Below are 12,973 nucleotides of genomic sequence, written 5' to 3'. Positions count from 1 at the left end.
CCCCCGCCCCCATTCTTTCCCGATTCCATCACTGACACGATCTTGGGGATAACGTCGCCGGCGCGGCGCAGGATGACACGATCGCCTATACGCAGGCCCAGCCGTTCGATCTCATCCATATTGTGCAACGTCGCATTGCTGACGGTGACTCCACCAACAAACACCGGTTCCAGGCGGGCAACCGGCGTAATGGTGCCCGTGCGGCCAACCTGAAACTCAACATCACGCACGACAGTGGAGGCCTCCTCCGCCGGAAACTTGTAGGCCATCGCCCAGCGCGGTGTCCGGGCATTGCTGCCCAGTTCGTTTTGCAGACGGATGCTGTCTACCTTGATCACGGCGCCGTCAATCTCATAATCCAGTTGGTCGCGCTTGCTCAATAGCTGATTGGCGTACTCCAGACAGGCCTGATAACCGGAGGCCACCGCCCGCTCCGGGTTCAACGGCAGACCCCACTGACCCAGCAGATCAAGGATGCCGCTGTGGGAAAGAATGGGGACGGAAAGAATGGGGACGGAGGGAATACTTTTTGATTGATCAAAAAGTATTCCCTCCGTCCCCATTCTTTCCGTCCCCGTAACAGCGGAGTAGGCGAAGAAGCGCAGGGGGCGGGAGGCGGCGATGCGGGGGTCGAGCTGGCGCAGGGCGCCGGAGGCCGCGTTACGGGGGTTGACGAAGGTGCGGCCGTCTTCGCGCTGGCTGGCCGCCTCGTTCATGGCGGCAAAACCGGAACGGGTCATGTATATTTCACCGCGTACTTCCAGGCGCGCCGGGCAGTCATCACCTGTCAGGCGCAGCGGGATGTTGCGGATCGTGCGCACGTTGTGAGTGATGTCCTCACCGGTGACGCCATCGCCGCGTGTGGCCGCGCGCACCAACATGCCATTTTCGTAGAGCAGGCTCACCGCCACCCCATCGATTTTAGGTTCACAGCTGTAGCTGGGCGGCTCCGCGTTTTCGTCCTCTATCTCCAGCCGCTTCAGTATGCGCGCCTCAAAATCCGCAAGGTCCGAATCATTAAACACCTTCGCCAATGACATCATCGGCACGTCGTGCGTCACTTGCGCAAAACTGCTCAGCGGCGCGTCACCGACACGCTGCGTTGGCGAATCAGGTGTCACTGATTCCGGAAATAACGCCTCAAGCTCAAGCAGGCGATCAAACAAACGATCATAATCCGCATCCGGAATTTCCGGCGCGCTATATTGATAATAAAGGGAGTTATGCCGATTGATTTCGCGACGCAGGGTATCGATTTCCTGCGCCGCTTGCTTAGGGGTCATGTCTGCCATGTTCGTATACGCTTAACGGGCGTTAGCGTTTTTGCGTTGCTGCAACTCAAAATCGCGAATTCGCTGACGGTAGTACTCCACCGTTTGCGCCGTCATCACCGAGCGGTTGTCATCCTTTAGCTCAGCGTCCATTTCTGTCTGCACTTTGCGCGCAGTTGCCAGCATCTGATCAAAGGCGAGCATGTTACTGGCCACATTGGGCAGCGTCATGAAGAAACACACACCTTGCGTGGAAAATTGACTGATACGATTCAGATCGAAGGTACCGGGGTTCAGCGCATTGGCAACACTGAACAGAACCGGCCCTACTTTTTTGCCGTGCCTGGTGCCCTGCTGATCGGCATGACGGTGGAAAATGGACATCTCGCCGAACTTCAAACCATGCGCCATCAGAACCGGCAACAAGTCTTCCCCAGCGAACTCCGTGCCCGGCCGCGCCATCACATTGAGTACAAGCACTTCGCTGTATTCAGGCACCGCCTGACTGTCAGCATCCGCCTCATCGTCGTCTGCTTCGTCATCTTCAAAGTTGAGCTGATCCTGAGATCTTTTTTCAGCGCCAGGCCTCACCTGTTCACGCACAGGAGAGACTTCATCGCCGAGAGAGACTTCATCGTCGAAGGAGACTTCATCGCCGAAAGAGCCATCGTCATCGAGATAGTCCTCACCCGGTTCCAGGGCAGCCCGCTGTGCCGCTTCTATTTCATCGAGTTCGTCCTGCGCTTTTTTATCCGCTGCCTTCTTCTGCGCGCGCGCCGCCGCCTCTTCCGCAGCCTCTGCCTTGCTGGCTGCCCTGCCCGCATTGAAGCGTCCAAACGCACCACCAGCCCAGCTCATGAATCCCCTGGACGCCTTTTCCTGCTGCGCGTCCAGCTCCGCCAGGCGCTGCTCTCGTTCGCTGTCATCGTTGTCAAACAGCACGTCGTAATCATCATCCTTGTGCGCCGTGAATGAATCATTGTCACCGGGCTGCGGTTCCGGGTCGGCTTCGTATTCGTTGTCAAAATCGGGCATGTCGTCGTCCGTGTGTGACGTGTGTTCGTAACTTACGGGTTCTTCAGGTTCAGGTTCAGGCTCGTACTCTGGCTCTGGCTCTGGCTCTGGCTCTGGTTCTGGTTCTGGTTCTGGTTCTGGCTCAATCTCGGGCACAGGTTCATACTCGGGCTCAGGCTCGTATTCCGGTTCGGGCTCGTATTCCGGTTCTGGCTCTGGCTCGTCAGGGTCAGCGTTCGCGGCAGAGTCGTCTGCAGCAGCCGGGTGCAAAAGCGTATCCAGGACATCATCGAGCTCATCGCTATCATCATTATCCGAACTCAGCTTCGTGGACAACTCCGCGCCATCGTCACGCGATGACGCCATGTCAAATACCGGATCAGACTGTTCACCAAAATCGTAGACCTCATCGTCCTCAAAATCGTCGGCATCATCTACGTCAGAAATTGTATCCAGCATGGGCTCTTCGTTGAACAACGGCTCATCTTCCTCGACCGGGTCCGGACGCGTATCGCCGGACGCCAGTGATTCATCTACAGGCGCAGTATCCGGGGGCGTGTCGTCGATCGGGGACGAATCAAATGTCGGCTCGTCAGGCAGCGTCGTGTCAGGCACTGAATCAGATTCACTGTCCGGCGAATCAAACAGGGGCCCGGCAGACAGCTCAGCCGTCGGCGTGCTGGCCACGGCAGCGCGGTTCGCGGAATGGCGGGAAAGGTTGGTTTTCAGCCCCGTCGCACCCCGGCGCAGGGTCGAGGGTTTGCCGGACGCAGTGGCGTTGGCCGCATGCACTGAATTCTGGCGCAAAACCTCGGCGAAAGAGCGCTCAACCTTGCGCGCGCCGCCGTTGGGCAATTCGCGCATCTCGATCTCTTCCAGGTCGTATTCCGGGATGTTCTTTTCCAGCGCGATTTTGATTTGCCCACGGCGGGAGCGCAAGGCGACAAACAGGCCACGCAGGACCACCACCACGATGGCCAGAATCAGAACCAGAATCAGCAATTCCCGCAAACCCATTATTGTCTTTTTCCTTTAAAAATTAAGTGCTTATAGGGCGTTTATGGGGACTGGGAAGAATGGGGACGGAGGAGATACTTTCGCGGGCGAAAGTATCTCCTCCGTCCCCATTCTTCCCAGTCCCCATCCTTCCCGCTGGCCCTGGCGGTCACATCGCGGCGAGTTCGGCGGCCTCTTCTATGTCCACGGTCACGATGCGCGAGACGCCCGGTTCGTGCATGGTAACACCCAGCAGCTGGTTGGCGATTTCCATGGTGAGTTTATTATGCGTGATAAAAATAAACTGCACCGATTCGGACATTTCTTTCACCAACCGACCATAACGCCCTACGTTCGCATCATCAAGGGGCGCGTCCACCTCGTCAAGCATACAGAATGGCGAGGGATTGAGCCGGAATATGGAAAACACCAGCGCAATCGCGGTCATCGCCTTCTCGCCACCGGATAACAGGTGGATGGTGCTGTTGCGCTTGCCCGGGGGCCGCGCCATGATCGCCACGCCGGTATCCAGCAGATCCTCGCCGGTCATGTCCAGATATGCGTGGCCGCCGCCGAAGACCTTGGGGAAGAGCTCCTGCAAACCGGTGTTGATCTTGTCAAAGGTCTCTTTGAAGCGGGTTCGCGTTTCCCGGTCGATCTTGCGGATGGCGTTTTCCAGTGTCAGCAGCGCGCGCTCCAGATCATCATGCTGCGCGTCCAGATACACTTTGCGCTCGGATTGCTGCTGATATTCCTCGATCGCCGCCAGGTTGATGGCCCCCAGACGCTGGATGCGCGTGCCGATGGTTTCCAGCTCATCCTCACAGCTCTGCTGGGTCAGGTCTTCAGGCAGATTGGCCAGCACCGTATCCAGGTCGTAACGGGCTTCCTTTAATTGTTCGGACAACGCCTCACGTTTGACCAGATCGCCCTCGGTTTTCAGACGGTTCTCCATCAACTGTTCACGCAGCCCGCCGGCCTTGCGCTCAAAACCCGCGCGTTCCTGCTCCAGCGCGCGCAGTTTGTGTTCGTTGTCATCGGCCGCAGCCTTGGCGGCGTTCATTTTGTCTTCCACTTCCAGGCGGCCCTGCAGCAGGTTCTCCAGCTCGGCGCGTTTGCCTTCCAAGGGCATGTCGGATTCGTTGAGCTGCTTCTCGATCGATTCGATGCGCTCTTTGGCGCGCAGCACCTGGGTGTTCATCCGCGACATGGTGTCACGCAGGGAATTGATCTGCGAGCGCAGCAGTTGTTCGCGCACGCTCAGTTGATGGGCATGATCCTTGTCATGACGGGCCTGCTGACGCACCTGATCCAGGCTCCCGCGCAAAGAGTCGCGCTGCTGCATCAGGGTTTCGCGGCGCTCAATGTCCTGCTCCATGGCATCCAGCGCGTTCTGCAGATTCTCGCGCGAGCGGGCGATGTTTTCCTGCTCCACCTCGAGCTGTTTTTCCAGCTCTTCCAGTTCGTGTTGCAGACGCTGGCGACGCTGGGTGGTCTGTTCTTCCTTCATGATCTTGGCGCTGAGACGCGATTTGAGTTCGCTGTACTCACGGCTGACCTGGGCGATCTGACGCTGCACCTCTTCACGCTCGCTCTCCAGATCGCGCAGTGCCTCGCGGCTGGCCTGTTGCGCCTCCACCAACTCATCGCTCTGCTGCTGCAGAATCTCCATCTGCTCGGCCAGACGGCTCATCTCGCCTTTGCGCGCCAGCAGCCCTTCGCTGGCATCGACAGATTTGCGCACCCGGATCCAGTTTCGGCCCAGCCACAGACCCTGGCTGGTGACCACTGAATCCCCATTGGCCAGGGACTTGCGGTTGGCCAGCGCTTCTTCCAGCGACTCAGCGATGTAGATGCCTTGCAGCAGGGAGCCCATGTCGACGCTGCCGGTGATTTTGTCGCTGAGCGGAGAAAGAATGGGGACGGAGGCGGAAAGAATGGGGACGGAGGAGATACTTTCGCTCGCGAAAGTATCTCCTCCGTCCCCATTCTTTCCCGTCCCCATTCTTTCTCCGTCCCCATTCTTTCCGCCTGCCGTTTCCAGCAATGACAGCATGCCCGAGGGCAGTTCGCCCAACGCCGCCGCAACGCTGTCCAGGTCTTCCACGCACACGGCCTGCAGGGTGTCGCCGAGCACGGCTTCGACGGCCTGTTCCCAGCCTGCGGCTACTTTGATGCGTTCACCCAGGCGGCTGCCCTGGTCCAGCGATTTGTCAGTCAGCCAGCGGTTGAGTTTGTCGTCGGTCTGGCCCAGCGCGGATTTTTGCAGGGCTTCCAGCGAGGCAAACTGACCTTTCTGGCGTTGCAGCTCGCTGCGCGCCTGGTCCAGCTCCTGCCCTACTTGCTGCCCCTTGCCGCGCTCCTGCTCAATCTGCGCGGCCAACTCGGAGTTTCGCGACTGCTGGTTGTCCAACTGATCTTCCATGGTGGTGATCTGCACCGACAGCTCGTCGATGGCATCCTGCTCCGGGTTTTCCCCCAGCGCCTGACGCTCCTCTCGCAAGCGGCCACGGCGTTCAATGCCGCGCTCCACGATCTTTTCCAGCTGCTGAATGCGCGACTGCTCAACCTCGGCCAGCTGCCGCGGCTCTTCCGAGCGCTGACTGAACTCATCCCAGTTCTGCTGCCAGGTCTGCATCTGCTCTTCGGCGTCTTCCAGCTTGATGGCGGATTCTTCCTGCGCGTGCTCGGCCAGCTCCAGCTCCGGGCTCAGCGTCGCCAGTTCGTCCTCCAGCGCGGACAGCTTTTGCACGTCCACCTGGGCTTCACTTTGTGACTGATCGAAGCTGCGCTTGTTCTCTTCCAGATCCTGGCGCAACTGCTTCATGCGCTCGATGTGATGCTCAATGGATTGCTCGATGCGGGCGATGTCGCCACCCAGGCTGTAGTACTTGCCCTGCACCTCACTGAGCTGATCGTTGAGGTCGGTGTGGTTGAGCAGCAGCTCCTCGTGGCGCGTGTCCAGACTGCGCTGATCGGTGACCACCGCCTCGATCTGCATCTCCAGATCCTGGATGATTTTCTGTTTGCCCTGCACCTCGGTGTCCAGCGCGCGCCAACGCAAAGCGTCATATTGTGCTTTAAGATCACGCTCCTGTGCTTTGTATTCTTTGTATTTTTCTGCTGCCTGAGACTGCCGATGAAGGTGCTGCAGCTGCCGTCCCAATTCGTCACGGATGTCGGTCAGACGCTCCATGTTTTCGCGCGTACGCTTGATGCGGTTTTCGGTATCGCGGCGGCGTTCCTTGTACTTGGAGATGCCGGCGGCCTCTTCAATAAAGACGCGCAGCTCTTCCGGTTTGGACTCGATGAGGCGGGAGACCATGCCCTGTTCGATGATGGAATAACTGCGCGGCCCCAGGCCGGTGCCCAGGAAAATATCGGTGATGTCACGGCGGCGGCACTTGGTGCCGTTGAGCATATAGATGTTCTGACCGTCGCGGGAGACTTTGCGCTTGATGGAGATTTCCGCGAAGCTGGCGTATTCACCTTTGATGCGGTTTTCGCTGTTATCAAAGATCAGCTCGATGCTGGCCTGTCCCACCGGTTTGCGATTGCCCGAGCCGTTAAAAATAACGTCGGTCATGTTCTCGCCGCGCAGGTTCTTGGCCGAGCTTTCGCCCATCACCCAGCGCACCGCGTCGATGATGTTGGATTTGCCGCAACCGTTGGGGCCAACAACCGCTGCCAGATTGCTCGGAAAGTTGACGGTGGTGGGGTCAACGAAGGATTTAAAGCCAGCCAGCTTGATACTTTTTAAGCGCATTTAGGGGTCTGCCAACGGTCCGTTGTCTGTTGTTCTGTCGAAGGATGGAAGTGTAGCCGATTTTTGCCTGCAGCGTACACCCGGAAGGAAAGAATGGGGGCGGGAAAAAGAATGGGGACGGAGGCAATACTTTTGCTCGCAAAAGTATTGCCTCCGTCCCCATTCTTTTTCCGCTTTACGCCGGTAACACAATCTCCACAGCCGCACCCGCCTTTGCAGCCAGCGCCGCAAACTCGTCACGCAAGGTCTCCCGCGCCCTGCGCTCCCCGTGCACAATACGAATCTGCTCCGGCCACTGCTGCATGCCAGACACAAAGTCGAGCAGATCCTGCTGATCGGCATGCGCGCTGTAACCACCAATGCTGGTGATCGGACAGCGCACGGCGACCTGCTCGCCATCGATGCTGACCACGGCATCCGGGCCGGGTGACAGGCGCTGCAGTTGCCGGCCCAGGGTGCCGCTGGCCTGATACCCCACAAACAACACATCGTGCACTGGGTCGGGCAACATGGCTTTCAGGTAGTTGACGATACGCCCGCCCGCCGCCATGCCGCTAGCAGCAATGACCACGGCGGGCTGGCGGGTTTTGGCGAGGTAGGCAACGGTCTGCAGGTGTTCTTCATGCGAGTCGACCGTGTACAGGCCATCAAAATCCAGCGGATGACGCCCGGCATGCACCCGCCCCAGCGCTTCGGCATCCCAGAACGGTTTGAGCTCGCGGTACACAGCGGTAAACCTGGCCGCCAGCGGTGAATCGACAATGACCTGCAGGTCCGCCCAGTCCGCATCCCCAGCCTGTTTGCCTTCGTGAACCAGACTCTCCAGCTCATACAACAACTCCTGGGTGCGGCCGATGCTGAACGCCGGAATCATCACCGTGCCCCGGTTCTGCAATGCATGGCCAAGCACATCCTTCAGACGCTGGCGACGGGTTTCACGGTTCTCGTGCAGGCGGTTGCCGTAGGTGCTTTCAATGACCAGGGTATCAGCGCGTTCGGGAGGCTCGGGTGCCGGCAGCAGCGGCGCATGCGGTGCACCGAGGTCGCCTGAATAAACCGTGCGATGACGCCGGCCGTCAGTTTTGTAGTGCGTTTCCAGCTCGATGTAGGCAGAGCCCAGGATGTGCCCGGCACGTTGCAGGCGCATGGCAACCTCAACATCGGGCGTATCGGCGATGCTGCGCCACTGCTGATACGGCAGTGGCGCCAGTTGCTGGCCCACCGTGTCGAGAAAGCGCTGAATTAACGCCGCATCGCCCGTGAACCCGACTTTTAATGCGTCTTCAATCACCAGCGGCAACAATCGCGCCGATGGCTCACTGCAATAAATCGGTCCGGTGAAACCAGCCGCCAGCAGATACGGCAGCCGCCCGATGTGGTCAATGTGCACATGCGTGACCAGCAGCGCCCGCACCGCCGAGATATCAAACTCGATCTGATGCTGCGTCAACGCATCGCCCTGCGCATCACGCCCCTGAAACAGCCCGCAATCGACCAGAAAATGCAGATCAGGCGCCGCCAGATAGCGGTGACAGCTGCCGGTTACGCCCGTGACGGCGCCATGGTGCTCAAACTCAGGATATTGCCTCATATCCTAAGCTTAGACGAAAAGAAAAAAGAATGGGGACGGAGGGGAAAAAGAATGGGGACGGAGGAGATTCTTTCGCCCGCGAAAGAATCTCCTCCGTCCCCATTCTTTTTCCCATTCTTTTTCCCATTCTTTTTCTCAAAAGTTCAGCGTTGCCCCCAATCCACCGTAGCGTCGGATGCCAATCGCCTCGCCCCGGTTTTGTGTCAGGAACCCGAACAGTGTGAAGCGGCTGTTGATCCGATAGTCGGCACCGATATCGTAGGATTCCCCGTCCTGAAAACGAATATCCGATTGGCCGCCCTGCGCCTTTAGCGTCCAGTTCTCATCCAGACGGTAGGTGGTGGAGAGCAACCAGCCGCTGTTGCTGCCGGTCTGTACCCGATCGGAGGTTTCCGCCAGGGCGCCAAACTGCCATCGTCCGAGGGTGTAGACCGCTACTGCGCGCACGGCCTCTTCGTCGTCCTGTTGTACATTACTGTTGACCGCAATCGCGGTATACAGGTTATTGTTTTCGTAGGCCAGCATCGCTGACACGCCATCGGAGCGGCTGCGATCATCATGCGCGATATAGGCCACGTGGCTCGTAAGCGGCCCCCAGCTATCGGGGCTTGTATACATGATGGAATTCGACTCGCGCCGCTCATGCACTGTCAGGGCCTGGGTGATATCCCCGACCAGGTCATTAAACACGTCTACATCGCCCTGAGCACGTTTAAAAGGCGTATCGAAATAACCTGCCGAGACCATGCCCCAGTCACTGCGCACACCGATAAAGCTGTTGCGTTGGGAAAATGTGGACTCGTCTTCCGGAGACACCTTGTACTCCAGCTGATAGACCGCTTCATAACCCTCGCCTATCGATTCGCCGCCCCGTACACCGATGCGCGAATTGTTGGTAACCAGCGACGTGTTACTCTCATCGTCGTATCGGTCCTGTTGAATGTTTGCGTTGATGCGGCCGTAGAACTGTGGTGGATCAATTTGCGCCAGTGTGGTGCTGGACAGCAATGACATAACCGGCAGTGCGGCAATCGATATGACACGGAGTCGGGGCATGGGGCAGTTCTCCTGGTCCCGGAAAAAGCGCGTATTGTACGGCAATGTCACAAAATTGAAAAATAAATGTCACATGTATGACATTCAGCTTCCGTTTTAACCACCGCTCCGTCCAAATGGCGCCTGCTTAACACCTTCGGGCAATTCAAAAGGAACTCCCTCGGGGGGAGAAAAATATGCCGGAATATCGCCCGTGAGCGCTTCCAGAAAAGCTCCCAGCTCATCCAGAGATTCATCATCCAGGGTTTGTCCCAATTGGATGGTTGCCATGATGTTCACGGCCGATTCCAGCTGATCTACCGAGCCATCATGGAAATAGGGAGGCGTTTTCGCCACGTTGCGCAAGGAAGGCACGCGGAAGCGATAGCGATCCTCCTCTCTGCCCGTTGATGCCATCAGGCCAGGATGCGGATCCTGCACGCCTGTATGCTCCCAGTAGTCCGCGAGCGTGCCGAACCGCTGCAGGGAGCCCCCGCCCAGCAACACCCCGTTATGACAACTGCCGCAGCCCAGGGTGAGAAAGCGCCGCAGCCCCTGGCTTTGCTTGTCGGACATTGCACTGTCATCACCGTTCAACCATGCGTCAAAGGGCGCAGGCGTGCGCAAAGCACGCTGATAGGCTTCCAGTGCTTCTCCGTAATTATCTACTGAAAAATAATCTGAATCGTCAGGGAAGGCTTGTTGAAACCCTTCTTCATAACCATGCTCTGCCATGACCGGCAAGATGTCCTCTCGAGACTCAAAACCCATGGAGCCCGTGATGGAGCCTATCGCCTGCGCGGCGCCCGATGGACGGTCACCAAACCAGCGCAGGCCCGCCGCTGCCACCTGGGTATTGAACACGGTCATGGAATGCATACCTGTAGGCTCACCGCGGGCAGTCATCGACCGTTGACGGCTGTCAGAGCCCCAGGCCTGCTGATAGTGGCAACTGGCACAGGCCGTATTGCCGTCAGATGACAGGCGACTGTCCCAGAATAATTTTCTGCCCAGATCGACTGCAGGTGACGCCACTTCCCTCTCAGTCACAGGCTCCAAAGCGCCCAGTTGAGCCTGAGCCATGGCGCGCAGTTCGTCCGCAGTCTGCCCCACAGAGGGTGTGACCACGGTCAACGTCAGAGCAAGGGCGATGAAACCGTCCCTCACCAGGCGCTGCACTGTGGTCGTTGCCTTGGCACTATGCTTGCTGTTTATGTCAAATCCCATGCTGGGCTCCAAATCAATAGGCTTGAGGGCATTCAGCGAACGCCAGTCTGGCCAGTGCTGCCTCATTCTTGCTTATGATTTCTGCAATCAGATCAGGCAGGGCAGACCCCGTATCCCGCAATACCCCTGCGGATTCTTTGCCAGATACTGCTGATGATATTCCTCGGCGTAATAGAATTCGGCCAACGGACAGATTTCTGTAGTGATCGTGTCCAGTCCCGCCTCTTCAAGCCGCAACTGGGCGTCATCGCGACTTTGTTGCGCCTCCCGGGCCTGGTCACCTGACACCGTGTAAATCGCCGAGCGGTACTGCGTGCCCCGATCATTGCCCTGCTGCATGCCCTGAGTCGGGTTGTGCGACGCCCAGAATTCCCTCAGTAATGCCGCGTAGGACACTTTATCCGGATCAAAATACACTCGCACCACCTCCGTATGACCGGTGGCGCCACTGCACACTTCTTCGTAGGTCGGGTTCGGCGTAAAACCGCCGGCATACCCCACGGCCGTGCTGAAGACCCCGGGCAGTTTCCAGAACACCCGTTCCGCGCCCCAGAAACAACCCAGGCCGAATACGGCTTCCTCCAGCCCGGCGGGCAACGGCGGCATCATGGGGTTGCCGTTGACAAAATGTTCGCCGCTTATACGGATCGGTGTGTCACGCCCGGGCAGGGCCTGATCTGCGGTCGGCACTTTGGTCTTGTCCAGAAACAACATAAAATACTCCCAATCCGATATATTCAAAGAAACACCCTGCTAGAATAACATATCACCGCTTCCACCAACGCCAGGAATAATCAATGAGCTCAGCACTTATGGCCAACTACGGCCACCCGGAACTGCAATTCGCACGCGGCCAGGGCGTCTATCTTTACACCGCCGACAATGAACGTTACGTGGACTTCACCATGGGCATCGCGGTGAATTGCCTGGGCCATTGCCACCCACACCTGATCGCGGCGTTAAAAAAGCAGGCCGATACCCTGTGGCACACCTCCAACCTGTTCAGCATTGAGCCCACCGAAAGACTGGCCAAACGCCTGGTTGAGCTGAGCTTTGCCGATCGCGTGTTTTTTGCCAATTCGGGGACCGAGGCGGTGGAATGCGGTTTCAAGATGATGCGACGTTATCACTACCACCACGGCCGCAAACAACGGGTGCGCATCATTTCACTGACCCAGTCCTTCCACGGCCGCACCCTGGCGCCGGTGGCCGCCTGTCTGAACCCGGTTCATATAGAGGGCTTCCTGGTCGGTGATGCAGGCTTTGATCAGGTGCCCTTTGGTGACCTGAACGCACTGCGCGCGGCCATTACCGACAACACCGCCGGCATCATTCTGGAGCCGGTGCAGGGCGAAGGCGGTATCCGCACAGTGCCGGTGGAATATTTGCAGGCTGTTCGCCAGATCTGTGACCAGCACGGCATTTTATTAATGTTTGACGAAGTACAATCCGGCATAGGCCGCACCGGCCACCTGTTTGCGCATGAAGCCCTGGGCGTGGAACCCGATCTGCTGGCCTCGGCCAAAGGCCTGGGCGGTGGTTTTCCGATTGGTGCCTGCCTGTCCCGGGAACATGTGGCTGAAGTCATGACCGCCGGTACCCATGGCAGCACCTTTGGCGGCAACCCGCTGGCGACCGCTGTGGGTAATGCGGTACTGGATGTGCTGACCGGGCCGGGTTTCCTGACCCGCGTAAACGAACGGGCGACACAATTGCGGGCTGGCGTTGATGAATTGACGGCGCGTTACCCCACGGTATTGGCCGGTCACACCGGGCTGGGGCTGATGCTGGGTTTGCGTTGCGCCTGCAGCAACGCTGATCTGCTCAAAGCCATGGCGAAACACAGGCTGCTGGCGGTCAAGGCCGGTGGCAACTCGATACGGCTATTACCTCCGCTGAATATCAGCGCTGAAGAGGTCGACGAAGGCCTGGCTTTGCTGGCCGAGGCCTGCGCGGACTTGTCCTGAGCCTGATTTTGGGCTATTTTGAGATAACTGTTTTCTATTTGTAACAAATTGTTATAAAGATAAAAATAATGTGCCGGACTCGATCACGGCCAACCGTAGTTGGGAG

8 protein-coding genes are annotated in these 12,973 nt (G+C 58.2%); 1 reads left to right on the top strand and 7 read right to left on the bottom strand.

The window, feature by feature from the left end; all coding sequences use genetic code 11:
- From ligA to msrA, 7 genes are all read right to left on the bottom strand, one after another.
- Nucleotides 1-1,283 (bottom strand): NAD-dependent DNA ligase LigA (ligA, locus tag WD071_RS14965; protein WP_368049198.1); only part of this gene is annotated, 1,283 nt, incomplete at its 3' end.
- A 21-nt stretch (nt 1,284-1,304) separates the two neighbouring features.
- Nucleotides 1,305-3,302 carry a cell division protein ZipA gene (gene zipA, locus WD071_RS14960; RefSeq protein WP_368049197.1) on the bottom strand — a complete coding sequence of 666 codons (1,998 nt, stop codon included), beginning with the start codon at nt 3,300-3,302 and terminating at the stop codon, nt 1,305-1,307.
- Between the two features lie 148 nt (nt 3,303-3,450).
- On the bottom strand, nt 3,451-7,047 hold the full coding sequence (smc, locus tag WD071_RS14955; RefSeq protein ID WP_368049196.1) for a chromosome segregation protein SMC: 3,597 nt from the start codon (nt 7,045-7,047) through the stop codon (nt 3,451-3,453).
- Nucleotides 7,048-7,222: 175 nt separating this feature from the next.
- Nucleotides 7,223-8,638, bottom strand: a complete 1,416-nt coding sequence (locus tag WD071_RS14950) for an MBL fold metallo-hydrolase RNA specificity domain-containing protein (RefSeq protein WP_368049195.1) — start codon at nt 8,636-8,638, stop codon at nt 7,223-7,225.
- A 135-nt stretch (nt 8,639-8,773) separates the two neighbouring features.
- Entirely contained in the window at nt 8,774-9,694 is a 921-nt protein-coding gene (locus WD071_RS14945) for a porin (RefSeq protein ID WP_368049194.1), read from the bottom strand.
- A 96-nt stretch (nt 9,695-9,790) separates the two neighbouring features.
- Nucleotides 9,791-10,900 carry a cytochrome-c peroxidase gene (locus tag WD071_RS14940; RefSeq protein WP_368049193.1) on the bottom strand — a complete coding sequence of 370 codons (1,110 nt, stop codon included), beginning with the start codon at nt 10,898-10,900 and terminating at the stop codon, nt 9,791-9,793.
- 87 nt (nt 10,901-10,987) lie between these two features.
- Nucleotides 10,988-11,614 (bottom strand): peptide-methionine (S)-S-oxide reductase MsrA, encoded by a 627-nt coding sequence (gene msrA, locus WD071_RS14935; protein ID WP_368049192.1) that lies wholly within the window; start codon nt 11,612-11,614, stop codon nt 10,988-10,990.
- Nucleotides 11,615-11,697: 83 nt separating this feature from the next.
- Here msrA and WD071_RS14930 point away from each other — a divergent pair, with 83 nt between their 5' ends.
- Nucleotides 11,698-12,867: an aspartate aminotransferase family protein gene (locus tag WD071_RS14930; protein WP_368049191.1), complete on the top strand. Its 1,170-nt coding sequence runs from the start codon at nt 11,698-11,700 to the stop codon at nt 12,865-12,867.
- Nucleotides 12,868-12,973 lie beyond the last annotated feature (106 nt).

Source organism: Pseudohongiella sp. (assembly GCF_040877505.1).
Taxonomy (GTDB): Bacteria; Pseudomonadota; Gammaproteobacteria; order Pseudomonadales; family Pseudohongiellaceae; genus Pseudohongiella.
The sequence above is the reverse complement of the archived record's forward strand: the minus strand, read 5'-3'. Positions and strand labels throughout refer to the sequence as shown.

Bases quoted from the DNA above. Each gene is read 5' to 3' on its own strand.
- smc (WP_368049196.1), bottom strand. From the start codon at position 7,047: ATGCGCTTAAAAAGTATCAAGCTGGCTGGCTTTAAATCCTTCGTTGAC.
- zipA (WP_368049197.1), bottom strand. From the start codon at position 3,302: ATGGGTTTGCGGGAATTGCTGATTCTGGTTCTGATTCTGGCCATCGTG.
- WD071_RS14945 (WP_368049194.1), bottom strand. From the start codon at position 9,694: ATGCCCCGACTCCGTGTCATATCGATTGCCGCACTGCCGGTTATGTCA.
- WD071_RS14930 (WP_368049191.1), top strand. From the start codon at position 11,698: ATGAGCTCAGCACTTATGGCCAACTACGGCCACCCGGAACTGCAATTC.
- WD071_RS14940 (WP_368049193.1), bottom strand. From the start codon at position 10,900: ATGGGATTTGACATAAACAGCAAGCATAGTGCCAAGGCAACGACCACA.
- msrA (WP_368049192.1), bottom strand. From the start codon at position 11,614: ATGTTGTTTCTGGACAAGACCAAAGTGCCGACCGCAGATCAGGCCCTG.
- WD071_RS14950 (WP_368049195.1), bottom strand. From the start codon at position 8,638: ATGAGGCAATATCCTGAGTTTGAGCACCATGGCGCCGTCACGGGCGTA.